This window comes from Actinopolymorpha sp. B11F2, assembly GCF_040195635.1.
Lineage (GTDB): Bacteria > Actinomycetota > Actinomycetes > Propionibacteriales > Actinopolymorphaceae > Thermasporomyces.
This window is the reverse complement of the sequence record NZ_JBEFTX010000001.1, coordinates 294269-319296: the sequence shown is the minus strand read 5'-3', so window position 1 is coordinate 319296 and position 25028 is coordinate 294269. Positions and strand designations below refer to the sequence as shown.

At 68.9% G+C, this 25028-nt stretch carries 23 protein-coding genes and 1 riboswitch; of the genes, 15 read left to right on the top strand and 8 right to left on the bottom strand.

Annotated features, from left to right (window positions below; all coding sequences use genetic code 11):
- Positions 1 to 6: 6 nt before the first annotated feature.
- On the bottom strand, positions 7 to 1137 hold the full coding sequence (locus ABN034_RS01465; RefSeq protein ID WP_349689147.1) for a mandelate racemase/muconate lactonizing enzyme family protein: 1131 nt from the start codon (positions 1135 to 1137) through the stop codon (positions 7 to 9).
- An 18-nt stretch (positions 1138 to 1155) separates the two neighbouring features.
- The gene (locus ABN034_RS01460; RefSeq protein WP_349689146.1) at positions 1156 to 1539 is read right to left on the bottom strand and encodes a phage holin family protein; all 384 of its coding nucleotides are present in this window, start codon (positions 1537 to 1539) and stop codon (positions 1156 to 1158) included.
- 203 nt (positions 1540 to 1742) lie between these two features.
- Between ABN034_RS01460 and ABN034_RS01455 the strand changes: the two genes are divergently transcribed.
- The 13 genes from ABN034_RS01455 (at position 1743) to ABN034_RS01395 (ending at position 17400) form a co-directional block, all read left to right on the top strand.
- Entirely contained in the window at positions 1743 to 4049 is a 2307-nt protein-coding gene (locus ABN034_RS01455; RefSeq protein ID WP_349689145.1) for a HelD family protein, read from the top strand.
- 122 nt (positions 4050 to 4171) lie between these two features.
- Positions 4172 to 4822 carry a cardiolipin synthase ClsA gene (clsA, locus tag ABN034_RS01450; protein ID WP_349689144.1) on the top strand — a complete coding sequence of 217 codons (651 nt, stop codon included), beginning with the start codon at positions 4172 to 4174 and terminating at the stop codon, positions 4820 to 4822.
- Between the two features lie 35 nt (positions 4823 to 4857).
- A complete protein-coding gene (locus ABN034_RS01445) occupies positions 4858 to 7341 on the top strand; it encodes a sugar phosphate nucleotidyltransferase (RefSeq protein WP_349689577.1) in 2484 nt (827 codons plus the stop codon).
- A gap of 151 nt (positions 7342 to 7492) precedes the next feature.
- The gene (locus ABN034_RS01440) at positions 7493 to 8422 is read left to right on the top strand and encodes a DUF881 domain-containing protein (protein WP_349689143.1); all 930 of its coding nucleotides are present in this window, start codon (positions 7493 to 7495) and stop codon (positions 8420 to 8422) included.
- A complete protein-coding gene (locus ABN034_RS01435) occupies positions 8419 to 8751 on the top strand; it encodes a small basic family protein (RefSeq protein WP_349328068.1) in 333 nt (110 codons plus the stop codon). The genes ABN034_RS01440 and ABN034_RS01435 overlap by 4 nt, the downstream gene beginning before the upstream one ends.
- The gene (locus tag ABN034_RS01430; RefSeq protein ID WP_349328069.1) at positions 8751 to 9554 is read left to right on the top strand and encodes a DUF881 domain-containing protein; all 804 of its coding nucleotides are present in this window, start codon (positions 8751 to 8753) and stop codon (positions 9552 to 9554) included. Before ABN034_RS01435 ends, ABN034_RS01430 begins: the two co-directional genes overlap by 1 nt.
- Before the next feature lie 78 nt (positions 9555 to 9632).
- Positions 9633 to 10022 (top strand): glycine cleavage system protein GcvH, encoded by a 390-nt coding sequence (gene gcvH / locus ABN034_RS01425; protein WP_349689142.1) that lies wholly within the window; start codon positions 9633 to 9635, stop codon positions 10020 to 10022.
- 172 nt (positions 10023 to 10194) lie between these two features.
- Positions 10195 to 10758, top strand: coding sequence for a zinc-ribbon and FHA domain-containing protein (locus ABN034_RS01420; protein ID WP_349328071.1), 564 nt, complete (start codon positions 10195 to 10197; stop codon positions 10756 to 10758).
- Positions 10759 to 10810: 52 nt separating this feature from the next.
- Positions 10811 to 11551 carry a transcriptional regulator FtsR gene (ftsR, locus tag ABN034_RS01415; RefSeq protein ID WP_349689141.1) on the top strand — a complete coding sequence of 247 codons (741 nt, stop codon included), beginning with the start codon at positions 10811 to 10813 and terminating at the stop codon, positions 11549 to 11551.
- A gap of 47 nt (positions 11552 to 11598) precedes the next feature.
- A complete protein-coding gene (locus ABN034_RS01410; protein WP_349328073.1) occupies positions 11599 to 12069 on the top strand; it encodes a bifunctional nuclease family protein in 471 nt (156 codons plus the stop codon).
- Positions 12070 to 12375: 306 nt separating this feature from the next.
- Complete coding sequence (locus ABN034_RS01405; protein ID WP_349328124.1) at positions 12376 to 12963, top strand: MerR family transcriptional regulator; 588 nt, start codon at positions 12376 to 12378, stop codon at positions 12961 to 12963.
- A 237-nt stretch (positions 12964 to 13200) separates the two neighbouring features.
- A riboswitch (glycine riboswitch) is annotated at positions 13201 to 13330 on the top strand.
- 78 nt (positions 13331 to 13408) lie between these two features.
- Positions 13409 to 16306, top strand: a complete 2898-nt coding sequence (gene gcvP, locus ABN034_RS01400; RefSeq protein ID WP_349689140.1) for an aminomethyl-transferring glycine dehydrogenase — start codon at positions 13409 to 13411, stop codon at positions 16304 to 16306.
- A 350-nt stretch (positions 16307 to 16656) separates the two neighbouring features.
- A complete protein-coding gene (locus tag ABN034_RS01395; RefSeq protein ID WP_349689139.1) occupies positions 16657 to 17400 on the top strand; it encodes a hypothetical protein in 744 nt (247 codons plus the stop codon).
- 125 nt (positions 17401 to 17525) lie between these two features.
- On the opposite strand, the gene ABN034_RS01390 is transcribed toward ABN034_RS01395, so the two are convergent.
- The 3 genes from ABN034_RS01390 to ABN034_RS01380 are packed head-to-tail and all read right to left on the bottom strand — an operon-like array spanning position 17526 to position 19189.
- A complete protein-coding gene (locus tag ABN034_RS01390) occupies positions 17526 to 17981 on the bottom strand; it encodes a CoA-binding protein (RefSeq protein WP_349689138.1) in 456 nt (151 codons plus the stop codon).
- A gap of 48 nt (positions 17982 to 18029) precedes the next feature.
- Positions 18030 to 18854 (bottom strand): VOC family protein, encoded by an 825-nt coding sequence (locus ABN034_RS01385; protein WP_349689137.1) that lies wholly within the window; start codon positions 18852 to 18854, stop codon positions 18030 to 18032.
- Positions 18851 to 19189, bottom strand: a complete 339-nt coding sequence (locus ABN034_RS01380; RefSeq protein ID WP_349689136.1) for an ArsR/SmtB family transcription factor — start codon at positions 19187 to 19189, stop codon at positions 18851 to 18853. The genes ABN034_RS01385 and ABN034_RS01380 overlap by 4 nt, the downstream gene beginning before the upstream one ends.
- Before the next feature lie 221 nt (positions 19190 to 19410).
- Between ABN034_RS01380 and ABN034_RS01375 the strand changes: the two genes are divergently transcribed.
- On the top strand, positions 19411 to 19689 hold the full coding sequence (locus tag ABN034_RS01375) for a DUF6221 family protein (RefSeq protein WP_349328125.1): 279 nt from the start codon (positions 19411 to 19413) through the stop codon (positions 19687 to 19689).
- 178 nt (positions 19690 to 19867) lie between these two features.
- Here the strand turns inward: ABN034_RS01375 and ABN034_RS01370 are convergent, their stop codons facing one another.
- The 3 genes from ABN034_RS01370 to ABN034_RS01360 form a co-directional block, all read right to left on the bottom strand.
- The gene (locus tag ABN034_RS01370; RefSeq protein ID WP_349689135.1) at positions 19868 to 21091 is read right to left on the bottom strand and encodes an SAM-dependent methyltransferase; all 1224 of its coding nucleotides are present in this window, start codon (positions 21089 to 21091) and stop codon (positions 19868 to 19870) included.
- Positions 21092 to 21118: 27 nt separating this feature from the next.
- Complete coding sequence (locus ABN034_RS01365; protein ID WP_349689134.1) at positions 21119 to 22012, bottom strand: NAD(P)-dependent oxidoreductase; 894 nt, start codon at positions 22010 to 22012, stop codon at positions 21119 to 21121.
- Positions 22013 to 22102: 90 nt separating this feature from the next.
- A complete protein-coding gene (locus ABN034_RS01360; RefSeq protein WP_349689133.1) occupies positions 22103 to 23929 on the bottom strand; it encodes a S9 family peptidase in 1827 nt (608 codons plus the stop codon).
- 165 nt (positions 23930 to 24094) lie between these two features.
- Between ABN034_RS01360 and ABN034_RS01355 the strand changes: the two genes are divergently transcribed.
- The gene (locus ABN034_RS01355; RefSeq protein ID WP_349689132.1) at positions 24095 to 24874 is read left to right on the top strand and encodes a dihydrodipicolinate synthase family protein; all 780 of its coding nucleotides are present in this window, start codon (positions 24095 to 24097) and stop codon (positions 24872 to 24874) included.
- Positions 24875 to 25028 lie beyond the last annotated feature (154 nt).

Sequence of the window (25028 nt, the reverse complement as noted above, 5' to 3'; positions counted from 1 at the left end):
GTCCCGCTAGAGAATCCGGGCACCACCGGCGTAGCGCGCGAGCCGGTCGGGGTCGAGTGCGAGGCCGAGCCCCGGTGCGTCCGGGATCGTCAGCATGCCGGCGCCGTCGAGAGTCCACCGTCCGGTCACGATGTCGTCGATGTACGGTGAGCCGGTCCGGTACTCCACCAGATACGTGTCCGGAAGCGCCGACGCCAGCTGGAGGTCCGCCGCCAGGCCGACGGCGGTGTTCCACCCGTGGGGGATCAGCCGCACGCCGTGCTCCTGCGCCGACCAGCCGATCCGCCGGGCCTCACTCAGACCTCCGCATTTCGTGGTGTCGGGCTGGACGATGTCGAACGCCCCAGCCGAGAGAAACGGCGCGAACGCCTGCCGCCGGGTGAGGACCTCGCCGCCCGAGATCGGCACGGAGGACGACCGCCGCAGGGCCACGAAATCGTCGAGCGCATCGGGTCGTAGCGCTTCCTCGAACCACGCCACCCCGTGATCGGCGAGCATGCGCGACGTCCGAAGCGCCCACGCGTAGTCGCCGTCCCAGAAAGCGTCCGACCCGCCGGCGTCGACGGCGAGGATCGCGTCGTCACCCACGGCGGCGCGGGCGGCTGACACGATCGCCTCGTCCGTGCGGGCCCCGACCCGACCGAACGGGCCCCACCCGATCTTGAACGCCCGGAACCCCTGTGCCGTGAGTTGGTCCAGTGTTTCGGTGAGCGGACCGGGTTCGGTCATGAGCAGGGAGGCGTACGGCATCACCCGATCGCGGAAGCGGCCACCCAGCAGCCGGCCGACCGGCTGCCCGCACGCCTGACCGAGGATGTCCCACAACGCGACGTCGATGCCGCTGATCGCGTGGGTCAGCGTGCCGCCGCGGCCCATCCAGAACGAGTGCTGGTGCAGTTTCTCGCTGACCCGCTCGGGCTCCAGGGCGTTCTCGCCGCGGTAGAGCGGTTCGAGCACCTCGAGCGCCGCGCGTACCAGCGACTCTGAGGTGAAGACGCTGCCGACTCCGACCAGTCCTTCGTCGGTATGGACCGCGAGCAGGGTGTGGACCACATCGTCAGGTCGCAGCTCGTGGCTCCAGCCGCCTTCGGGAGTGGCGCCACGAAGCCCAGCGACGCGTACCTCGGTGATCTTCATGGCCTCGAAGCCCGTGGATCAGCGATTGTCGTACTTGTCCGGAATCACGACGCTCAGTGCGAAGCTCACCAGAGCGGCGATGATCGCGCCCCAGAAGCCGGCCCAGAAGTCGTCGACGACGAACTCGAGCTCGAGCTCGCCGGCCAGCCAACCCACCAGCAGGAACAGCAACGCGTTGACCACGAACGAGATCAGGCCGAGCGTCAGGATGTAGAAGCCGCAGCCGACCACCTTGATGATCGGCTTGAGGACGGCGTTGATGATGCCGAAGATGACGGCTACGGCCAGGAGCGTGCCGACCTTGCCACCGGTCGAGCTGGACGTGAGCTCGATTCCCGGGACCAGCGTGGCCGCGAACAGCGCCACCGCATTGACGAGGATGCGTACGACGATGGAGATCACCCGCCGATCCTTCCACGGTCGGCCCCGCCGTGAAAACACCCATGTGTGGTCGGTCACCTCACTCGCAGACGAGCTCGCTTCACCGGCGCCCCCTGGAACTGACCATCTAGACTTGTGCGGTTGCCCTGGTTCCTGGGCAGCGTCTCGCACCAGTCGTCCGGGCCATGCCCTGTATATGGGCCCTGGATAAGGGGGATGCGTCGTTGGCAGCCTTCTCTGACCCCGCCACCTCGTCGGAGCGCGCGGAGATCGAGCAGGAGCAACGCTACGTCGACCGGGTCTACGACCGGTTGGCTGTCATGGTGGCCCGCGCGACGGAGGTCGGCCGCGACGGCCGGGACCGTGGGTTGCTGGACTACACCGGCGAGATCAAGGAAGAGGACTACCGCAGCCTCTTCGAACGAGATGTGCTCGTCGACCACGCGGTCCGCCGGCTCGCCGTTCTCGACGCCCAGCGCGAAGGTCTGGTGTTCGGGCGGCTCGACCACCGCGGGGGCGAGATCCGCTACGTCGGGCGGATCGGCGTACGTGATGCCGAGCACGAGCCGCTCGTCATCGACTGGCGGGCGCCTGCCGCCGCGGTCTTCTACCAGGCGACGGCGGCCGACCCGAAGGACGTCGTACGCCGACGGATCCTGCGCTGTCAGGGCCAGCGGGTCGTCGGGGTGGAGGACGATCTGCTGGACCCGGAAGCGGCGCCGGCGGATCTGCCCGTCGTGGGCGACGGCGCGCTGATGGCGGCGCTGACCGCTGCCCGTGGACGGCAGATGCGCGACATCGTGGCCACCATCCAGCACGAACAGGACGAGATCATTCGGGCGCCGTCGCCGGGCGTCACGCTGATCAGCGGCGGCCCGGGCACAGGGAAGACCGTCGTCGCGCTCCACCGGGCGGCCTACCTGCTCTACTCCGAGCGGCGCCGGATCGCGGGCGGTGGCGTGCTCGTCGTCGGGCCGTCGCCGGTCTTCATGAGCTACATCGAGCGCGTTCTGCCGACGTTGGGTGAGCACGAGGCGACCTTGCGTTCGCTCGGGGAGGTCGTCGACGGGATCGTTGCCACCCGGACCGATCCGTTCGACGTCGGGCTCATCAAGGGATCGCTGCGGATGCGCCGGGTGCTCGGCCGGGCGGCGCGAGGGCCGGTACCCGGTGCGCCCGAGGAGCTCCGGATCTACGTCGGCGGCCGGATTCTTCGGTTGGACGCCGAGGAGTTGGCCGAGGTCCGGCGTACCGTCCTGCAGCGCGGCGCGCGCCGCAACCGGGCCCGCGGCGACGCCGTTCGCGGTCTGGTCGCAGCCCTGTGGCGCAAGGCGTCCGCCGACAGTACGACGGCCAACGGGCGAGGTGCGCGGTCGGACTTCGAGGAGTCCGTCACCGATCTCGACACGTTCGAGGAGTTCGTGGACGCCTGGTGGCCGGTGCTCACGCCGGTGCAGGTGCTCCGCCAGCTCGCCGACCCTGAGAGGCTGCGCCAGGCCGCCAAGGGCGTGCTCCGCCCAGCCGAGGTCGACGCGCTGACCGCCACGTGGGCCGGCGGCGCCGACGCGGGCAAGGACGGATTCTCGGTCGAGGACGTCCCCCTGCTCGACGAACTCCACGCCCTGCTGGGCGAGCCTCCGCATCGGCCGGCACCGCGGGATCCGTTCGAGATCGACGGTGTACGCGAGGTCACGACTGCCGCTGACCGCGACTACGCCGCGCGGGCCCGGGCCGAGCGGGCGACACAGTACGACGGATACGCGCACGTCCTGGTCGACGAGGCACAGGACCTCTCGCCCATGCAGTGGCGGATGCTCGGGCGGCGCGGCCGGCATGCCAGCTGGACGGTCGTCGGTGACCCGGCGCAGAGCTCATGGCCGGACATCGACGAGGCCGAGGCCTCCCGTGACACGGCTCTCGGCCGGCGGACACGGCGGACGTTCCATCTCAGCACCAACTACCGGAACTCCCAGGAGATCTTCGACCTCGCCGCGAGTGTGATCCGGCCCGAGATCCCCGACCGGCCGCTCCCACGGGCGGTCCGCGCCACCGGCCACGCCCCCGACCACGTGGTCGCGACGGAAGCTGGCCTGCCCGACGCGCTGCGCCGGACCATCCTGGACCTGCTCGCCAGCGTGCAGGGCACTGTCGGTGTCATCGCCCCACAAGCCATGGCTGAGACGGTGTCCACCTGGGTGGCCGACGCGAACGCGGCGAACGGTGCGAATGGGTCGAACGGCTCGACAGGCGGCGAGCGGACACAGACCGGGTACGAGGGCGATCGGGTCGTCGTGACGACCGGTATCGCCAGCAAGGGTCTCGAGTTCGATGCCGTCGCCCTGCTGGAGCCGGCGGAGATCGCGGCGGAGACCCCGGTCGGGACACGGACTCTTTACGTCGCGCTCACCCGGGCGACGCAGCGCCTGGCTACGGTCGGTACTGACGCCGGGTGGCCCGCCCACCACGCCAACCGGCGGCCAGATTCGCTGCATCCGCCGGAGCGGCACCAGGGCCTGGCACCGGCCGGCTGACGCGGCCGACACCCGTCTCACGGGAACGACGGGTTTCGACACGAAGGCCGCCGTCCGGCGGAAATGTGCGGATCGGGGCCAGTGTGGCCCGCGGGTAATAGGGTTTCGGCAGGCCCACCGTGGTGGATGGTGAGCCGGAGGGGGCGGCAGTGGCGGAGCCGGTCGAGACGCATGACGGGGCTCGCGTGTTCACCCTGCCCAATCTCCTGAGCTTCGCCCGGCTCGCCGGGGTCCCGTTGTTCCTCTGGCTGGTGCTCGGACCCAAGGCTGACGGCTGGGCGATCATCGTGCTCGGCCTGTCCGGTTTCAGCGACTGGCTCGACGGCCAGCTCGCCCGGCGGCTCGGCCAGGTCAGCGCACTCGGCAAACTGCTCGACCCGTTCGCCGACCGGCTCTACATCCTGGCAGTCCTGGTGGGTCTCGCCCTTCGCGAGGTCATCCCGATCTGGCTCGCCGTCCTCATCCCGTTGCGTGACGTCCTGCTCTTCGGGCTGATCGTTTTGCTGCGCCAGCGCGGTCACGGGACGCTTCCCGTGCACTTCCTCGGCAAGGCCGCGACCTTCTGTCTGCTGTATGCGTTCCCCCTGCTGTTCCTCGGTGACGGCGGGGGAGCCTTCGCCGCGGTGGCCAAGGTCGTGGGGTGGGCGTTCGCGATCTGGGGCACCGGACTTTACTGGTGGGCAGGGGTCCTTTACGGCTTCCAGGCGTCTCAGCTGCTTCGCCGATCCCCGCCGGTCCAACCGGTATCGGCCGAAGATCAGCTCCACGGGTAGGGGTCGGGAGGGGAGGGGATGTGAGAGCTGTCGTCATGGCAGGCGGCGAGGGTACCCGCCTGCGACCCATGACCACCAGCATGCCCAAACCTCTGCTCCCCGTCGTCAACCGGCCGATCATGGAGCACGTCCTGCGGCTGCTCAAGCGGCACCAGTTGACCGAGACGGTGGTCACGGTCCACTTCCTCGGCTCGATGGTCCGGGCATATTTCGGTGACGGCGAGGACCTCGGCATGGACCTCACCTACGCCACCGAGGAGAAGCCGCTCGGCACCGCCGGCAGCGTCAAGAACGCCGCTGCCGCCTTGTCCGACGACACGTTCGTCGTCATCTCCGGTGACGCGCTCACCGACATCGACCTGACCGCGCTGGTGGACCATCACCGGCGCTCAGGCGCCCTCGCCACCGTGTGCCTCACCCGGGTCCCCGACCCGCTGGAGTTCGGCATCACGATCCTCGACGACGACGGCCGGATCGAGCGCTTCCTGGAGAAGCCGACCTGGGGCCAGGTCTTCTCCGACACCATCAACACCGGCATCTATGTCATGGAGCCGGAGATGCTGAGCCACGTCGGTGCGGCCGAGAACGTCGACTGGTCCAGCGAGGTGTTCCCGCGGCTGCTCGAGGCAGGTGCGCCGCTCTACGGTTACGTCGCCGACGGCTACTGGGAGGACGTCGGCACCCATCGCAGCTATCTCAAGGCCAACTACGACGTCCTCGACGGGCAGATCGCGATCGACATCGACGGGTTCGAGGTCTCCAAGGGGGTCTGGGTCGGGGAGGGCGCCGACGTCGACCCCGACGCGACCCTCAAGGGCCCGTTGTACGTCGGGGCCTACGCGAAGGTCGAAGGCGGGGCCGAGTTGCGTGACCACACCGTCGTCGGCGACAACGTCGTCATCCGCAGCGGCGCGTTCCTGCACCGAGCCGTGGTGCACGACAACGCCTACATCGGCGCGCACTCCAACCTCCGCGGTTGCGTGGTCGGCAAGAACACCGATGTGATGCGCGGGGCCCGGATCGACGACAGTGCGGTCGTGGGCGACGACTGCGTCATCGAGGAGGAGGCCGTCCTCCATCCCGACATCAAGGTCTATCCGAGCAAGACGATCGAGGCCGGCGCGGTCGTCAACCAGAGCGTGATCTGGGAGTCGCAGGGCCGCCAGGCGCTCTTCGGCCCGCGCGGGGTGAGCGGGATCGTCAACGTCGAGATCACCCCTGAGCTGGTGGTCCGGTTGGCGAGCGCCTACGCGACGACGCTGCGCAAGGGAGCGACCGTGCTCACCGCGCGGGACACCTCGCGGTCGGCCAGAGCGCTCAAGCGGGCGGCGATCGCGGCGTTCACCTCGAGCGCCCTGAACGTCTGCGACCTGGAGGTCTCGCCCAACCCGGTCGCCCGGCTGGAGACGTCCAGGAGCAACGCCGGCGGTGGGCTGCTCATTCGTACGACTCCCAGCCGTCCCGACTCGGTGGACCTGATCTTCATGGACGAGACGGGCGCGGACCTCTCACTCGCCGCGCGGCGGAAGGTCGAGCGCGTGCTCGGCCGGCAGGAGTTCCGCCGGGCGTTTCCCGGCGAGATCGGTGACCTCACGTTTCCGTCGCGGGTGGCGGAGACCTACGTCCATGACCTGCTGGCCAACATCGACGCGTCGGGCGTCGCCGGGACGGGTCTCAAGGTCGTGGTGGACGCAGGCCGCGGCACTGCCGGCCTGTTGCTGCCGAGCCTGCTCGGGAAGCTCGCGGTCGAAGCGTTCACGGTCAACTCCGGTGTGGACGAGCGCAGCCCGACCGAAACGGCGGAGCAGCGCACTCGCGCGATCGCCAACCTGGCGGAGGTGGTGGCGTCGTCGCGGGCTGCGTTCGGTGTGCGGTTCAGTCCGCTGGGCGAGCGGATCTCGCTCGTCGACGAGACCGGCAATGTCATCGCCGACGAGCGGGCGCTGCTCGTCTTCGTCGACCTGATCGCGGCTGAGGCGTCGGAAGGACATGTCGCGCTACCGGTGACGACGACCCGGGTGGCCGAGCAGGTCGCCGCTTTCCACAACGTCGGGATCCGCTGGACCACGACCGCACCGGACGCGTTGGCCACGGCCGCTGCCGCTGACGGTCTGCTTCTGGCCGGCGACGGTCGGGGCGGGTTCATCGTCCCGGAGTTCTCCAACGCGGTCGACGGCTTCGCCGCGTTCGTACGCCTGCTCGGGGTGGTGGCGCGCACCCGGCTTCCGCTGTCGGAGATCAACGCCCGCATCCCGCGGGCCCACGTCGTCCAACTCGCGGTCCCGACGCCGTGGGCGAGCAAGGGTGCGGTGATGCGAGCCGCGATCGAGGCCGCCGACGGGCGTTCGCTCGACACGACTGACGGCGTACGCGTGCTGGAACCCGACGGCTCGTGGGCACTCGTCCTCCCGGATCCGACCGAGGCGGTGACCCGGGTGTGGGCAGAGGGGCGGAGTACGGAGGCCGCGACAACCCTCGCGCACCGGTGGGCGGACCTGGTGACCCGAGCCGGCCGCTAGCGCGCCCGGGATGGGCCAGCCGATGTCGAGGCAGACGAACAGTTGGATCCGTGGCCGGATCGGTCATGGTCGACCTGCCAGCCGCCGATGATCGTTTTTTGTGATCACCGCGCGGGACACACACCCAGCACGTCATGACACCATGGTCCGCATGGCCTCAGGGGAGCGGGAGGCGCCGACAGCGCGTCTCGAGGGTACGCCTGCGGCGCCTGGCCACCCGTCGGCGCCACCAGGCGCCTGGCCGCGCGCGGGCACGATCCTCAAGCGTGACGACTCGATGTCGCTCATGCGCGAGCTCGTCACGCATGCCCTCGACGACGGCTACGCGGCGGCCGCCGCGCGCCGCGGTCCCAGTCGTTCCCGTTCCCGCCGCGGTCTGGGCGCGACGCTGGTGGCGCTAGCATTGCTCGGCCTACTCCTCACCGTGGCAGCGGTCCAGACCAGACAGTCCGCTCCGGCGGTGGCGCAGGAGAAGGCGGAACTCTTGGAGCGGATCCGGGCCGAGACCGCCCGCAACGACGACATGCGTACCCACGCCGGCACACTGCAGGAGGAGGTCACCGTCCTTCAGAACGACGTCCTGGCGAGCACGGCGAGTGGCCAGAACCTGCGCGAACGCCTCGCCGCGCTCGACGTGCTGGCGGGAACAGGTCGGGTCGAGGGTCCGGGGCTCCGCCTGGTCATCGACGACGCGCCCGTCGACGAGGTCTCCGGGGCGAGCAGTGCGGAAGGACGGATCCTCGACATCGACCTGCAGCAGGTCGTGAACGGTCTGTGGTCGGCCGGCGCCGAGGCGATCGCCATCAACGGCCAGCGGCTCACCGCGTTGACCGCGATCCGCGGCGCCGACAAGTCGATCACCGTCGACTACCGACCGCTTGCCCGCCCGTACGTCGTCGAGGCGATCGGCGATCCCGACACCCTGGAGGCGCAGTTCGCCGAAAGTCCGGGTGGCAAGTGGCTGTTCAACCTCAAGGCAGTGCACCATATAGCACTTGGAACGGCGGCGGTTGACGAACTCCTACTGCCCGCCGACTCCGGTAACAAACTCCGATACGCGCGGACGGAAGGCGCCCAGTGATCGCGACGATCGGCCTCTTCGTCGGAATCATCGTGGGGCTGTTGCTCCAACCGGCAGTCCCTTTGTGGCTGCAGCCGTACCTCCCGATCGCGGTCGTGGCTGCCCTCGACGCGGTCTTCGGTGGACTGCGCGCGCTCGTGGACGGCATCTTCGACGACCGGGTCTTCGTCGTGTCGTTCATCGGCAACGTGCTGGTCGCCGCCGTGATCGTCTACCTGGGGGACCAGCTTGGCGTCGGCGCGCAGCTGTCGACCGGTGTCGTCGTCGTCCTGGGCATCAGGATCTTCTCCAACATGGCGGCGATCCGTCGGCGCCTGTTCAAGGCCTGATGGGTGGTACGAAGGCGATGGCCGAGCAGAAGCCCAAGGCATCTGGTGGCAAGAAGCCGCGTAATCCCGCATGGCGACGGCTCAACAGCGCGTTCCGCCTCTACATCTCCCGCGCCCAGTTGGCCGGGGCGCTGTTGCTGGCGATCCTCGGCTTCGCCGCCACCATTCAGGTGCAGGCGTTGCGCACCGACGACGAGTTCTCCGGTGCGAACAGGCCACAGCTGATCCAGATGCTCGATGGTCTGCAGCAGCGCACCCGCCGGCTGGAGGCGGAGATCAGCGAGCTCGAGTCGGCGCGGGCGGAGCTGCTGTCGGGTGCCGACCGGACCCGCGCGGCGGTCAACCAGGCCCAGGCGCGCGCCGAGACCCTTGGCATCCTCGCCGGCACTCTCCCGGCGAGCGGCCCAGGTATCCGGCTCACGATCTCCGACACCCGATCGGCCGTGACGGCGTCGTTGGTTCTCAACACGATCGAGGAGCTGCGCGATGCGGGAGCCGAGTCGATCGAGGTGAACGATCGTGTCCGACTCGTCGCCGGCAGTTACGTCCTCGACGGCCAAGGCGGCATCCTGGTCGACGGCACGCTCATCCCACCTCCGTACACGATCGATGCGATCGGGGAGACGCGGACACTCGCGACCGCGATGCGCATCCCCGGCGGTGTCGTCGACGAGGTGGGCCAGAAGGGCGGGCTGGTCACCGTCCTGGAACAGTCGAACATCCAGATCGACTCCTTGCACCGTCCGGTGACGCCTCGCTACGCTCGCCCGGCCCCGGAGGAGACCGCGAAGTCCGGCGACTAGCCTGTCTCCTCAGACGGGGTGTGCTGGCGCGGCGTGCGGTGGTGCTGCCCAGGAAATGTCGACAGCGAGGAGACAGTGGTGTTCCCGGACGACCTCACGTACACGAACGAGCACGAGTGGGTACGCGATCCCGGAGACGCCGAGGGTTCGGTCCGGATCGGCATCACCCATTACGCCCAGGACGCGCTGGGCGACATCGTCTACGTCAGCCTGCCACCGGTGGGTGAACAGGTGCGGCGCGGTGCGGTGGTCGGTGAGCTCGAGTCGACCAAGAGCGTGAGTGAGCTGTACGCACCACTGAGTGGCACGGTCGTCGCCCGCAACGACGCGCTCGACGAGCGCCCCGAGCTTGTCAACGCCGAGCCGTACGCCGCGGGATGGATGATCGAGCTACAGCCGAGCGACCCGGACGAACTCGGATCGCTCCTCGACGCCGCGGCGTACAAGGCGCAGGTCGAGCAGACCTGATCACGCGTTCCACACTGTCCGAGTAGCCGCTCATTCGCCGTTTCGCCCGGTTGGGTCGCGGATGGACGCAATCGCTGTGGGCTGCCCACCTCGACCATTGGTCAAGAGTTAGGGTGTGTGCGGTGGACGAGTTCAACTCAGACGACGAGAGAGTTCCGCCACGGGAGGGTCGATGCCTTTCTGCACTCAGTGCGGGCATGAGAACGCCGAGAACAGCAGGTTCTGCTCGCAGTGCGGCAGAGCGCTGGGGGGAGAACGACCTGTCGAGCAGACCGCGACGATCTCACTCGGCCTCGAGCCCGAATACGACCGGGCGGAGGCCGAGCTCCGTCCGCAGGAGCAGGCCGCCGTCGACGCCCTGCCCTACGACTGCGCGTTGCTCATCGTGCAGCGCGGTCCGAGCGCCGGGAGCCGGTTCCTGCTCGACGCCGACGTGGTGACCGTGGGTCGGCATCCCGAGAGCGACATCTTCCTCGACGACGTCACCGTCTCCCGTCGGCATGCCGAGTTCCGCCGCCGGCCGCAAGGTTTTGTCGTACGCGATGTGGGCAGCCTGAACGGCACCTACGTGAATCGCGATCGCATCGATGAGGTCCTGCTCATCGGTGGCGACGAGGTGCAGATCGGCAAGTTCCGCCTGGTGTACTTCGCCAGCCAGCGCGGTTTCGGCATGACGGGCGCACCCGAACGGACCGGTGCTGGTTGGGACGGGGGGCCGGAGGGGGAAAGACGGTGAGCGACGCTCTCCTTCGGGGGGTCCAAGAGCTGTACGCGCAAGGATTCCCTCGGTGAGTGGCGCGGCATCTGCGCGGTCCCACAGCTTTTCCATTGGTGAGGTTCTCGCGAGGCTGCGCGCTGAGTTTCCCGACGTCACGATCTCGAAAATCCGTTTTCTCGAGGCCGAAGGTCTGGTGGAACCGCAGCGAGCTCCGTCGGGCTACCGCAAGTTCGGCCATGACGACATCGAGCGGCTGCGCTTCGTGCTGACCGCGCAACGCGACCACTATCTCCCGTTGCGGGTGATCAAGGACCACCTCGACGCGCTCGACCGGGGCTTCGAACCGCCGCAGCTTCCGGGTCGGGCACTTCCGTCCGCGCCGTCTCCGCGAGTGCTGCTCGGCGGTGCGGACCAGGTGGGCGCGGAGGCGTTCGGGGCCAATGGTTCCGACGCGCGGTTGTCACGCAAGGAGCTCGTCGAGGACGCCGGGATCGACTCGGACCTGCTGGACCAGCTCGAGTCGTACGGCCTCGTCTCGGCCCGGCATGGCAGGGACCACTACGACGAGGATGCACTCGAGATCGCGAAGACCGCGGGTGAGCTCGCCGGGTTCGGGCTCGAGCCGCGCCACCTTCGTGCTTTTCGTACGGCCGCCGACCGTGAGGTGGGACTGATCGAGCAGGTGGTGGCTCCGCTGGCGCGGCAGCGCGGCATGGATTCGCGGGCCCGTACGGAGGACCGGATCCGGGAGTTGGCGGCGCTGGCGGTACGCCTGCACGCGCTCCTGGTGAAGACCGGGCTCGGGCGGTGAAGTGCGTCGGTCGACTGGCCACCAACCGACCGGGGTAGTGTGGACGAGTGCGCGAGCTCGACGTCGTTGGTGTCCGGGTGGAGATGCCTTCGAACCAGCCGATTGTCCTGCTCCGGGAGGTCGACGGCGAACGGTTCTTGCCGATCTGGGTGGGGCCCGCTGAGGCGAGTGCCATCGCTCACGCCCAGCAGGGGATCGTCCCGGCGCGGCCGCTGACCCATGACTTGTTCCGCGATGTGCTGATCGCGACCGGCCAGGAACTGACCGAGGTCCGGATCACCGACCTCCGCGACGGTGTCTTCTACGGCATCCTCGCCTTCGCGAGCGGTGTCGAGGTCAGTGCGAGGCCATCGGACTCGATCGCCCTGGCACTCCGCCTGAACGTCAAGATCGTCTGCTCGGACGAGGTTCTGACCGAGGCCGGCATCGCCATCCCGGACGAGCAGGAGGCCGAAGTCCAGAAGTTTCGTGAGTTCCTCGACCAGGTGACACCGGAGGACTTCGACACCCCAGGCTGAGGTCCCCTTTCGGTCTCGACCTCAGGTTGAGGTTTCGGGGCGACACGCCGGCCGTCGCGTTGACCCGTCACGACGCGCGGGCCTACCGTGACGAGGAAAACTTCGTGGATGTCATTCGGCTTCCATGGGGGGCGCTTCTCGCAGGAGGCGCAAGCATGCGGCTCTGCCGTATGACCAGCGGTCTCGTCCGGGTCGGGGTCGGGTAGGACTGGAGAGGGTGTCGCGCTCGCCGCGACCCCAACAATGTGGGAGGCGGCCGTGACAGGCACGGGTGACCAGGCGGGAGGCGGTGCCACCGGCGCCGCCATGGGCGAGAGTCCCGAGCGGACCGAAGCCCGCCGTACGGCTGGTGCGCAGGGTCTGCTGTTCGGACCAGCTGACGGCGTTCCGGATCCGCCCCAGGACGGCCTGGGCTACCGCGGTGCCACCGCCTGTGCCGCGGCTGGCATCACCTATCGACAACTCGACTACTGGGCGCGCACCGGTCTGGTGGAGCCCACCGTCCGTCCGGCGTCCGGCTCGGGCACCCAGCGGCTCTACTCTTTTCGCGACGTCCTGATGCTCAAGGTGATCAAGCGCCTGCTCGACGCCGGCGTCTCGTTGCAGCAGATCCGCACCGCGGTCATGCACCTGCGCGAGCGGGGCGCCCAGGATCTGGCGGAGATCACGCTCATGAGCGACGGTGCGAGCGTCTACGAGTGCACCTCGCCCGACGAGGTGATCGACCTGCTCCAGGGTGGTCAGGGCGTGTTCGGCATCGCTCTCGGGCGGGTGTCCCGTGAGGTCGAGGGCACCCTCGCGGAGTTCCCGGGTGAGCGGCCCGATGCCCCCGAGGACCACGAGCACCCAGGTGACGAGCTCGCGTTGCGCCGCCGCGCCCGGCTCACGGGCTGACGTTCGCAGAGGCGTTCGACCGGGAGTTCCCGGTGCAAAAGGTCCGTCCGGATGTTGTTCCGGTGGCCGGTTCGGCGGAAATGACCACGCCCGGTAGGTCTGTGGTCGCCCGTACGGTGCCGATGCCTCGCCCAGGAATCAGGTGCCAGCTCAGCGTGGTCATTGCCGCGAAGCCGGCAGCTGCTGGCGTGGTTGACCAAACTCCAGCCCGGACGCTGGTAGCGTGGGTCGAGCTGACAACCCCGCGTGGGAGAGTCTCCACGACCGGATGAACCGGCCGAAGTAGGGCGGTTACTCCTCGTAGGTCGTGGAGCGCCGAAGGGGCAACCCCCCGGAACCTCTCAGGCTCACGGACCATGCGGGCGAGGCGACTCTGGAGCGCCACGGTGGCGTGACAGAGGGGGACTCGACCTGACAGGCCACCTGCCTCGACCGGGGAGCTCCCATGAACGCCTCGATCTCGTCCAGCATCGGCTCCCAGCGGATCAGCGCTCCGCCGCCTGCCGCGAACTTCGCCGATCGCCACATCGGCCCGTCCGGCGAGGACCGGGCCAAGATGCTCGCGGCCTGCGGGTTCGGCTCGCTCGACGAGCTCACGTCGGCGGCGGTCCCGCGGTCGATCCGGACCAGACGCCCCCTCGACCTTCCACCGGCCGCGACTGAAACGCAGACGTTGGCGGAGCTGCGGGCGCTCGCGGCCATGAACCGTCCGATGACCCAGATGATCGGGTTGGGTTACTCCGACACGGTGACGCCGCCGGTCATCCGCCGAAACATCCTCGAGAGCCCCGCCTGGTACACCGCCTACACGCCGTACCAGCCGGAGATCAGCCAGGGTCGGCTCGAGGCGCTCGTCAACTTCCAGACCGTGGTGGGTGACCTCACCGGTCTCCCGGTCGCGGGCGCGTCGCTGCTCGACGAGGCGACGGCGGCGGCCGAGGCGATGATGCTGCTGCGCAGGACCAACCGGAAGAGTTCCAGCGACCGGTTCCTCGTCGACGCCGGGTGCCTGCCGCAAACGATCGCGGTGGTGCGTACGCGGGCCGAGGCGCTCGGTCTCGCCCTGGAGGTCGCCGACATCACGACCGGCCTGCCAGAGGGCGACTTCTTCGGCGTACTCCTGCAGTATCCGGGCGTCGACGGGACGGTGCGGGACCTGACCGAAATGGTGCGTGCCACGCACGAGCGGGATGCGCAGGTGGTGGTGGCTGCCGACCTGCTGGCGCTGACGCTGCTCCGGCCGCCCGGGGAGATGGGTGCCGACGTCGTGGTGGGGAGTGCCCAGCGGTTCGGCGTCCCGCTGATGTACGGCGGTCCGCACGCGGGCTACATGGCCGTACGCAAAGGACTGGAACGCTCCCTGCCCGGGCGCCTCGTCGGGGTGTCCGTCGACGCCGCCGGTCGACCGGCCTACCGGTTGGCGTTGCAGACGCGGGAGCAGCACATCCGGCGGGAGAAGGCGACGAGCAACATCTGCACGGCACAGGTCCTCCTCGCCGTGATCGCCGGGATGTACGCCGTCTACCACGGAGCCGACGGGCTCCGGGGTATCGCGGCGCGGGTCCACCGCCTCGCGGCGGTCCTCGCGCAGGGTCTCCGGCAGGGCGGCGTCGAGGTCGTCACCGAGCACTTCTTCGACACCGTGCGGGTCCGCGTGTCGGGCAGGGCGGCCGAGGTGGTCGCCGGCGCACGGGAGCGCGGTGTCAACCTCCGATTGACAGACGACGACCACGTGGGGATCGCCTGCGACGAGGTGACTGGTCCGGAGCAGCTCGCCGCTGTGTGGGCTGCGTTCGGCGTGGGTCCGTACGACGTGGACGGGATCGCCGCGGCGACGCCCGACGCCGTTCCGGTCGAGCTGCTGCGTACGACTCCCTATCTCACCCATCCGGTGTTCGCGCAGCACCACTCCGAGACGGCGATGCTGCGCTACCTGCGCGGCCTCGCTGATGACGACTTCGCACTCGACCGGGGGATGATTCCGCTCGGGTCCTGCACGATGAAGCTCAACCCGACAGCGGCGATGGAGCCGATCAGCTGGCCGGAGTTCGCGGGCATTCATCCGTTCGCGCCGGTCGAGGACGCACAGGGTTACCTCACGCTGATCCGCCAGCTGGAGTCGTGGCTGGCCGACGTGACCGGCTACGCGGCGGTGTCGCTGCAGCCCAACGCCGGGTCGCAGGGCGAGTTCGCCGGGCTGCTCGCGATCCGTGCGTACCACCGCGCCCAGTCTCAGGCGGATCGGGACATCTGCCTGATCCCGTCGTCCGCGCACGGGACCAACGCGGCGTCGGCCGTGATGGCCGGCATGCGGGTGGTGGTGGTCGGCGCGGCCGACGACGGGACCGTCGACCTCGAGGACCTCCGCGCCAAGGTCGACGAGCACCGGGATCGGCTCGCCGCCATCATGGTGACGTATCCGTCGACGCACGGTGTCTTCGAGGAGGACATCCGCGAGCTGTGCGACATCGTGCACGAGGGTGGCGGCCAGGTCTACGTCGACGGCGCCAACCTCAACGCCCTGCTCGGTCTGGCGCGGATCGGGGAGTTCGGTGGGGACGTCTCACATCTCAACCTGCACAAGACGTTCTGCATCCCTCATGGCGGCGGCGGTCCGGGCGTGGGTCCCGTGGCCGTCCGCGAGCACCTCGCGCCGTACCTTCCCAACCACCCGTTGCTCGCCCAGGCGGGACCGGAGACAGGTGTGGGGCCGGTGTCGGCGACGCCGTTCGGGTCGGCAGGCATCCTGCCGATCTCGTGGGCGTACATGCGGATGATGGGTGGGCCGGGGCTGCGCCTCGCCACCGAGTCGGCCGTGCTCGCCGCCAACTACGTAGCCACCCGGCTGGCGCCGCACTACCGCGTGCTCTACACCGGCCGCGACGGGCTGGTGGCGCACGAGTGCATCATCGACGTACGCCCGATCACGAAGCAGGTCGGCATCACCGTCGACGACGTGGCGAAGCGGCTCATCGACTACGGCTTCCACGCGCCGACGATGAGCTTCCCGGTGGCGGGCACCCTGATGGTGGAGCCCACCGAGTCCGAGGACCTGGCCGAGCTGGACCGGTTCTGTGACGCGATGATCGCCATCAAGGGGGAGATCGACCGGGTGGCGGCCGGCGAATGGCCGGGTGACGACAACCCGGTGCGCAACTCGCCGCACACGATCGAGATGTTGGCGGGGGAGTGGGACCATCCGTACTCCCGGGAGGAGGCGGCCTATCCGGTGGCGCCCCTGCGCCGACGGAAGTACTGGTCGCCGGTCCGCCGGATCGACCAGGCCTACGGTGACCGCAACCTGGTCTGTGTCTGCCCGCCGCCCGACGCCTTCGCGGAGTAGATCTCAGGCACCGCGCACATGTGACGTTTCAGCGCGGAGTTGTTGTTGACCATCCGGCCCGGATGGTCAACCACAACTCCGCACCGCTGCCCACTCGGTACGGGTGTGACCGGGTTGAGCCTGACCTGGCCGGCGACTCTGTCACATGATCCACTACCTTTGCCCCTGGGCTGGCCTCAATGGGATCAAACGGGAGAAAAGTAGGTGCCATGTCGCCATTCGAACCCCCAGCCAGCCACCGCTCGGGACCAGACTTCCTGCCGCCGGAAAGTCCGGGGGCTGCAGAGTCGTACTCGCCGATGCCCCCGGTCATCCAGCCGCAGAAGTCTCGGCGCCGAACGGCGCTCATCGTGGCTGCGGCAGCCGCGGCCCACGTCGTCATTGGTGCGGTGATTGCGTCCGCACACGGGTACCTCCCGCTTGGCGACGGGCCAGACACCGAAACCGTGTCGAAGCCGGTGGGTACCACCCGACCGAAAGCATCTCCGACCGGTACCCGGACTCCCTCACCGGTACCGACGGAGACGGCCGAGGCCTCGAAGCAGAGTGCTCGCGCCGACAAGCTCACTGCACGAGACTGGTACGGCGACGACAAGACAGTGGCGTACTCGAATGGTGATGCCAAGGCGACGATGCACGTGAAGGGCACTTGGGACCATGAAAGCTGTGCTGGCGCGGGCCGGAGCGCCTCGGGCCAGAAAGCCTTCGACAATGGTGGCTGCCTCTACGGCATCGAGATCGCCATGGAACACGGATCCGGACTGTTCTGGATCGACCAACGAGTGTTCGCTTACCGGGACGAGGCGTCCGCCGAGGCCGCCAGGAAGCTCATCGAGCAGAACGCCGACGAGATCGCCGAAGCCATGAGCTTCGGCATCCCGGAGATCGGCGCCCATCATGCTCTCGGAAGCGTCGACACCTTTGGCCGATGCATGGTCGTCGCGACCGCCGCACTCGACATGGACGGGATCAAGAGAAGCGGGGAGCAGGCGTTCGACAAGCTCCAGGACCAGGTCGTCGTGGTCTGGACATCCATCAAGGTGGAACCGGTCAACGCCTACATGTTCGGGGCCTACCAAGAGTCCTGCGGTTGAGCCCGCCGGGGTTTGCGGCGTGATGTGACTGTGCTGGGTAGAGGCTGACCGGCCGGGCCCATTGGCGGTCAGCCCCTACTCCACCTTCGATGGCTCGGTCGCCGGTCGTGGCCGGACCGGCCCGCTCAGACCTGGCCTTGCAGCGTGCGGACGGCGTCGGCGATGTACGCGTCGGCGACGTAAGTCAGCCCGGCAGACTCGACGATGCGGCGCGCCTCCTGAGATTCCGCCTCCGATGTCCAGCAGCCGCGTGGATCCGTGACGCCTTCCGACGACAGTCCGGACTGGCACCACACGGCGGTGGCGCCCATCCGTTGGGCGTCGGCGACGATCGCGGGGAGCTCCTCGATCGGCCGGAAGACGTAGACCAGGTCGCCGCGGTCTGGAGGGACGCCGATCCGCGTCTCTACGATCTCGCCGTCGCGAAGCTCACTGGCGAACACGTCGTCTGGCTTGGGCCCGCCGAACACCACTACCTCATAGCCTGCACGGGTCAACGTGTCTGGCACATCTCGCGACGGCCAGTCGTGCAACACGACGGTGCGGGCCTCTCGGAGGATCTCCTCGCAGCGAACTGGCATGCTTTTCCCCTCTCCTGTCGTTCTCACCGGCTGGCGTGGTCCTGGGTGTCAGTGCATGGTTGGGCGGGCCTGGGCGAAGACCCACCGGTGACCCTCAAGGTCTTCGGCGATGTACGTGCGCTCGCCGTGGAGGTGGATGCCGCGCACGATCGTCGCTCCGTTCGCCTTCGCGTGAGCGAAATGCGCGTCCAGGTCGTCGACGTACACGCGGGTCATGTGGGTGACCGGCAGGTCTTTCGATGGGGCATTCTCCAGCGGTGACAGGATCACGATGCCGTCTCCGACGTGGAACTCAATCCACGACGGGCTGGCGCCTTCCTCCGGCGGGCTGTCGACGTCCCAGGAGCCGAGCTGGAAGACGGTACGAAGCCAGCGGGCGGCTGCCGGCGGATCTTCGTAGGACAGGACGATCCCGAGACGACCTTGCTCGCGCGGCGTGCGCGACGCGGAGCCACGGCGCCTGCACCAGGCCACGAACGTGCCGAGCATGTGGACCCAACCGAAGCCGATCGTGGATGGGTCGCCGCCAGGAAGGAGGTACTGCTCGACCTTGACGCGCGTCCCGTGGTCGGTGGCCTCGAAGCGGATGTCGGTCTCGGTGTCCTGGACGGTGCCGCGGAGGATCAGACGGATTCCTGGCTCCCACACGGTGATCCGCGCGGTTTCCAGCATGTCCCCGCTGGACTCGTCGTAGATCTCGAGGATCCGGCCGCCGACACCGGGTTCCATCCGAAGCTCCGCGAGCCGTGAGGCGTCGTGGAAGTTGATCGGCCCGCGTACCCACCACAGGTCGATCTCTTGGGTGAAGACTTTGAAGGCCGTGTGAGGGTCGAGATCCACCTCCACCGATGCCGAGGCCGATGTCCTGGTCACGGGCGGGGTTCCTTGCGTTCGGCGTGGCGCTTGAAGGACTGGAGTTGTTCGTTCCAGTGGGCCTGCACCTGGTCCAGCCATGCCTGGGCAGCTGTCAGGGACTCGGGGCGGAGGCGGAAGATGCGCACGCGGGCGTCGTCGGGCACCCGTTCGTCGGTGACGAGACCGGCACTGAGGAGGACGCGCAGATGCCTGCTCATGGCGGGCGCGGAGGTTCCGGTCGCCTTGGCCAGCTCACCCGCGCGATGGGGGCGTTGGCCGAGCAGCTGGACGATCTCCCGGCGCGTGTGGTCGGCGAGGGTCTCGAAGAGCCTGTCGGCCCGTTCATCGGTCACGGACGCAATAATTGCAGCATATGTTAACTATTGGCAAGCCCTCGGTGGCCCTCGATTCGAGTTGTTGGAGGTTCGTCGCCTTAGAAGTCGACGAACCTCCAACGCGCGCAGGCCAGCGGTCCGCTGCTTTCGCGTCCGGCAGTCGACGGCCCAGGGCTCTGGGTCCTTAGCCCCTCACCGGGCGGATGGTCCACTACGTACGGTCGAAGGCCGTGGAGACCATGGACCACTTCGTCCTGAAGCGGGTAGTCGAAGACGAACGGCGCGCGCTCGCGGAGTACAACCGGGACCTGAGCCAGGAGCGACTGGAGTGGGTGCTCGAAACGTGCCGTGCACGGCGCCAGTTGGTCACCATGTATCGGGCAACTCGGGAACCGCGCGAGGCACATGCGGCGTATGCGCTGTGCCTGGCGGTCGTCGCCGAGTTGTACAGCGATCATCCGGATTACGATCAACGCTGGCGGCCGATGAGAGTCGTCGAGGCGGCTCACCTCTCCTGACATCTGCCAGCACTACCACGCCCGGTGCTCCCTACGCACCGTCTCCTGCTATGTGCTCTCGGCGATGTACCGTCCCTTGCCCTTGACCGTGTAGATCACGCCTTGATCGGTGAGGTCGTCGAGCGCGGGCGGACGCTGCCGATGGACACGCCGCATTCTTGGGGCTCCGCTGGGCCGATCAGGTCTCCAGCATGCTGGCCAGGGCCGGGCGTACACCCCACTGCTCCACCATCGTGGCGTACTCCTCGGCGACGTTCGATCCAGACACGGCACCCGTCCGGATGGCGCGGAGCAGCACGTTGCGGGGCGTGTGTTCGCTGCCCACGAACTGGATCGCCTCCACCCGGTAGCCGTGCTGGCGCAGGATGGACGCGCGCAACGCGTCGGTGAGCACGTCCGCGAAGCGTTCGCGCAGGATGCCGTGCCGGGTGATCATCGCGTACGGGTCCGGGACCTCGGCCTGGCTCAGCTGGGTCTGGATGTCGTGATGGCAGCACGGCGCGGCGAGGATGACCGGGGCTTCCCACCGCACCGCCCGAGCCAACGCCTCGTCCGTCGCCGTGTCGCAGGCGTGCAGGGACAGCACGACATCCGGCGGATCGGGAACCGTGGCGGCCTCGATGGAGGACTGGACGAAGGTCAGCTGCCGATCCCACCCGAGAGACGCGGCCAGCTCGGTGTTGCGTTGCCGCGCCTGAGGGCGTACGTCGACGCCCACCATCTGCAACGGGAATCCACGGACCGTGGCGAGGTAGCTCACCGCGGCGAAGGTGAGGTAGGCGTTCCCGCAGCCAAGATCGACCACTCGCAACGGCCGTGTGGGCGTCGGTCGGGGGACGCGTCCGGTTTCCACGGCGTCGTCGACGGCGGGTTCGAGGATCCGGAGGAACTCGTCGACCTGGCGGTACTTCGACTGCCGGCTGGGCTTGATCTGGCCGCGATGGTCGGCGATGCCGACCGCGCGCAGCACCGGATCGTCCACGGGCAGGAGTCGTGGCTTCGCCCGGTCGTGCTCCCTCCGTACGGCCACCTCGGCGTCGCTGCCGGCCTCACGCGGCTTCGTGTGGACCTGCGCCTCACCCTTCTTGGTGACCCGCAGCTGCACCACCTCGTCGAGCGTGTCGACGTGCCAGTTTCCGAAGGGCAGCTCGAGCAGCTCGTCGACGGCTCCGGCGGCGTCGCTTCCCACCGCGCTGTTGCGGGTGTGGGCCTGGGCTTCGTCGTACGTCGTCACCTGCAGAGCCCGGCCCGTCTTGAGGTCGACGTAGCGCAGCTCGGCCCGCCGCCACGGCACAGTGTGCCCGCGACGGCGGCCGGCCGCGACGGCGCGAACAAGGCGCTCGGGGTCGAGCAGCATCGCGCGCACGCGGTCGAGCGCGGCGCCGAGAGGTTCAGTGGGCATGGTGGTTCACGTCGGCATCGTCCTGGCCTACTCCTGGCGCGCCTGGATCCCGGACAGGCGTTCCAGCGCCTTGACGAGTGCGTGGTTGCCCTCGGCGCCGAGGCCGTCGCGCTGGAGGGTGCGATAGAGATGGAAGATCGTGCTCGTCGCGATGGTGGGTACGCCGACTTCGTCGGCCGCCTCCATCACCAGGCGCAGGTCCTTCTGCTGCAGGTCGATCGTGAAGCCCGGCCGCCAGTCGTCGCGGATCACCTGCGGTCCGCGGTTGGCGAGCATCCAGGAACCGGCGGCACCGCCTTCGACGGCCGCGATGGTCTTCTCCAGGTCGAGTCCGCCGGCCTTGGCGAAGACCAGCGCCTCGGCGACGCCGAGCATGGACACGACCACCAGGATCTGGTTGACGAGCTTGCAGGTCTGTCCGGCGCCGACGGGCCCGACGTGGGTGATCGTGCTGCCCATGGCGTCGAGGTACGGGCGTACGCGGTCGACGCTGGCCTCGTCGCCGCCGACCATGATCGACAGCGTGCCCTTGGCCGCGCCCTCGCTGCCGCCGGAGATCGGTGCGTCGAGGAAGCCGACGCCGCGTTCGGCGAGTGTCGCCGCCCACCCGCGGGTCGCCTCGGGACTGACGGTGCTCGCGTCGACGATGAGCGATCCGTCGCTGACCCCCTGGGCGAGACCGTTGTCACCGAACAGCACCTGCTCGACGTCCGGGGTGTCGCTCACACACGTGAAGACGACGGGGCAGCGCTCGGCCACCGCACGCGGCGAGTCGGCCACCTGGGCACCGGCCGTGACCAATGGCTCGGCCCGCGCGGCCGTGCGGTTGTAGACCACGACGTCGAATCCAGCGCGGAGCAGGTTGCCGGCCATCCCGGCGCCCATGATGCCGAGTCCGACAAAACCCACTGGCTCACTCATGCGGTCGTCCTTCTCCTTGCTCGATCACGGTCACGTGCAGTCTCGCGAGGCACGTCTGCATTGTCTCGGTCCACGTCTGCCAGGTCACGGTCACGTCCGGGCGAGGTGCTTCGCGAGGAACTCCAGCGCCGGAGGATACGCGTCGAGCTGGTTGACCTGGCGGGCCAGGCCGTGCCCCTCGTCGGCGTACACCCGGAGCTCACAGGGGATGTCGCGGGCCTGCAACGCTGCGACCAACTGCTCCGCCTCCGACAGCGGCACCCTCGGATCGTTGGCGCCATGGATGACGAAGAGCGGTGCGCGGATCGCGTCGACCCTGGTGAGTGGACTCGCCTCGTGCAGGAACTCACGGTCGTGCTCCAGCGAGCCGTACTCGCGTTCGCGGTGGCTGCGTCGGTAGCTCGACGTGTTCTCCAGGAACGTCACCAGGGAGGCGATTCCCACGATGTCCACCCCGGCCGCCCAACGCTCGGGCTGGAACGCGAGTCCGGCGAGGACCATGTAGCCGCCGTACGAACCGCCGTAGAGCGCTGCCCGCGCCGGGTCGAGGCCGACGGTCGGCAACCAGTCGTGGATGGCGGCGAGGTCGGCCACCGAGTCGAGCCGGCGGCGTACGTCGTCGAGGGCGTACCACCGTTTTCCGTACCCGGTCGAACCTCGCACGTTGGGCACGAGGACGGTGTGCCCCTGCGCGACGAGCCCGGCGACGATCGGATTCCACTGCTGGACCGACTGGCTCTCCGGACCACCGTGGATGACGAGGACCGCGGAGCCGTCACCGCCGTCGGCCGGTCGGTAGGCGAACACCGGGATCCGCTCGCCGTCCGGCGTCGGAACGCGGTGCGAGGTCGGGCGCGGGAGATCCTCCGGCAGCGGCGGCGCGTCCGGTGCGCGGACCGGGGTCAGCACACCGGTGGAGGGGTCGCAACGGATCGCGTACGCGGGTCCGGCTGGAGAGGAGTAGGTCATGGCCAACGCCGCACCAGACCCTGACCACACCGGGTCGGGAACGCGGACCAGCGCGGGGCATCCGCCCGGTGGGAGGTCGAGCACGCGCACGAGGCCACCGTCCGCGAGCCGGTGGATCGCCAGGGATATCGCTCCGTCGTCGTTCGTCGCCACCAGGACGTGTTCACCGTCCGGGGACGCCCACCCGATGAGGTCATGGGCGTCGTCGACGACGACTTCGCTCCATGTGCGGCTCGCCAGGTCGTACCTCACGACCGCGGTCATCTCCCGGCCGCTGTTGGTGGACAGCAACAGCCCGCTGGAGTCCGGGAGCCACGAGGGCGTACGCATGAACGCGTCGTCGTCCCATGCGGTGATCTCCTGGGCCTGACCGTCGGCCGTCGACACGAGGACGAGTTGGTAGGAGTTTGCGGGAGCGTTGGGCCGGGTCAGGGCCACCCAGCGGCCGTCGGGTGAAGCCTCAGCCTCCAGGACGTAGCCGCCACCGTCGTAGAGAACTCGTTCCTCGTCGGTCGCGACCTCGCGGCTGACGAGATCGAAATCGACGCCATTGCGGCGGTTGGTCAGGTAGAGCACGCGGCCGGGCTGGACGCCGGCGAGCCGGTGCAGCCAACGCGGATCGTGGACGAACGGGCGCAGGGCCGGCAGCTCGGACGAAACCTCCTCGGACAGGTCGAGGAGGGAGAGCTGTGCACGTTCGTTGCCGCCGGCATCGTGTTCGACGACGACGGTCCGGCTCTCCGGAAGATAGCGGCCGTTCGCGGGACCGTCGAGAGCGGTCAGCTGCCGCCATGATCCGTCGGTTCCGGCCTCGTAGAGCTGCATCGTGCCGGACGTGTCGTTGCCCAGGAGCAGCCGGCCGGTGTCATCGACGTCGCGGGCGGCGACGGCGGGAGCGGTGATGAGCCTGACCAGGAGCTCATGGGCTGGGAGGACGCCTGTCGCCATGGGAGGACCGTAACAATCCCGGCGCCCAGCCGTGGACCCGCGCCCTGCCCGGTCCCGGTCAGGCGCACCGGTTGACGGCCGCCTGGCGTGAGCGAGTCATCAGATGTCAGACAGAATGGGTGGGGAAGATACCCGATGTCTGGCCGGTACGAACGAGGAGACTTGATGGCAGATCCAACGTTTCGTGGTGTCGGCGTCGCCCTGATCACTCTCTTCGCCCCCGACGGGTCCGTTGACGTGCCCGGCACAGTGGCCCACGCCCAGCGACTGGTCGACGCCGGAGTCCGCGCCGTCCTGGTCGCGGGGACGACCGGCGAGGCGGAGACACTGGAAGAGTCGGAGCGGGAGGAGCTGATCGCGGCGACCCGCGACGCACTCCCGGACGACGTCACCGTCATCGCCGGCGCCAGCGGATCGTGGGCGCGGGGAGCGGCCGCCCGGGCACTGGCGGCGCGCAAAGCCGGCGCCGACGCCGTGCTGGTCAGCCCGGCTCGTGCCGGTGTGGACCAGGTAGCACTCTTCTCCGCGGTCGCCGAGGCGGTCGGCGACCGCAGCCGGGTGATCGGTTACCACAATCCCGGGCCTCTCGGCGTGCCCGGGATCGAGGTCTCCGCGCTGTCGGACCTGCCCATCGGCGCGGTGAAGGACTCCTCGGCCGACCCGGCGCGGCTGCTCCACGAGTTGGCGACGTGGGACGGGAACGTCTACGTCGGCTCCGGCGCGCTCATCGCTCTCGCGGGCCCGGTCGGTGCGACCGGTGCCCTGCTGGCGTTCGCGAACGCCGAACCCGAGACCTGCATCGCGGCGTTCGGCGGCGACGCGAAGGCTCAGCGGTCCCTGGCCGATCTGGTCGTCGAGGTCCGCGGATCCGGTCTGCGCGCGATCAAGCGGGCCGCAGCCGCGAGGTACGGCGTGTCCGACGTCCTCCGCCTGGCGCTGCGCTAGCCGCCCGTCCCCCGCACGCGACATGAACGGGCGGAGCTACGGGCAGCGGTGCCTGTCTTGGCGGGGAATGACCACGCTGCCAATGCCTGTCCCGAGGTGACCACGCTGCCCATGCCTGTCCCGAGGCAATGACCACGCTGCCCATGCCAGTGGC

What these genes read in the sequence shown, in the direction of transcription:
- ABN034_RS01465 (WP_349689147.1), bottom strand. Translation starts at nt 1,137, where the DNA reads ATGAAGATCACCGAGGTACGCGTCGCTGGGCTTCGTGGCGCCACTCCC.
- ABN034_RS01445 (WP_349689577.1), top strand. Translation starts at nt 4,858, where the DNA reads ATGGCAGGCGGCGAGGGTACCCGCCTGCGACCCATGACCACCAGCATG.
- ABN034_RS01440 (WP_349689143.1), top strand. Translation starts at nt 7,493, where the DNA reads ATGGCCTCAGGGGAGCGGGAGGCGCCGACAGCGCGTCTCGAGGGTACG.
- ABN034_RS01430 (WP_349328069.1), top strand. Translation starts at nt 8,751, where the DNA reads ATGGGTGGTACGAAGGCGATGGCCGAGCAGAAGCCCAAGGCATCTGGT.
- ABN034_RS01420 (WP_349328071.1), top strand. Translation starts at nt 10,195, where the DNA reads ATGCCTTTCTGCACTCAGTGCGGGCATGAGAACGCCGAGAACAGCAGG.
- ABN034_RS01405 (WP_349328124.1), top strand. Translation starts at nt 12,376, where the DNA reads ATGGGCGAGAGTCCCGAGCGGACCGAAGCCCGCCGTACGGCTGGTGCG.
- gcvP (WP_349689140.1), top strand. Translation starts at nt 13,409, where the DNA reads ATGAACGCCTCGATCTCGTCCAGCATCGGCTCCCAGCGGATCAGCGCT.
- ABN034_RS01390 (WP_349689138.1), bottom strand. Translation starts at nt 17,981, where the DNA reads ATGCCAGTTCGCTGCGAGGAGATCCTCCGAGAGGCCCGCACCGTCGTG.
- ABN034_RS01375 (WP_349328125.1), top strand. Translation starts at nt 19,411, where the DNA reads ATGGACCACTTCGTCCTGAAGCGGGTAGTCGAAGACGAACGGCGCGCG.
- ABN034_RS01370 (WP_349689135.1), bottom strand. Translation starts at nt 21,091, where the DNA reads ATGCCCACTGAACCTCTCGGCGCCGCGCTCGACCGCGTGCGCGCGATG.
- ABN034_RS01365 (WP_349689134.1), bottom strand. Translation starts at nt 22,012, where the DNA reads ATGAGTGAGCCAGTGGGTTTTGTCGGACTCGGCATCATGGGCGCCGGG.
- ABN034_RS01360 (WP_349689133.1), bottom strand. Translation starts at nt 23,929, where the DNA reads ATGGCGACAGGCGTCCTCCCAGCCCATGAGCTCCTGGTCAGGCTCATC.
- ABN034_RS01355 (WP_349689132.1), top strand. Translation starts at nt 24,095, where the DNA reads ATGGCAGATCCAACGTTTCGTGGTGTCGGCGTCGCCCTGATCACTCTC.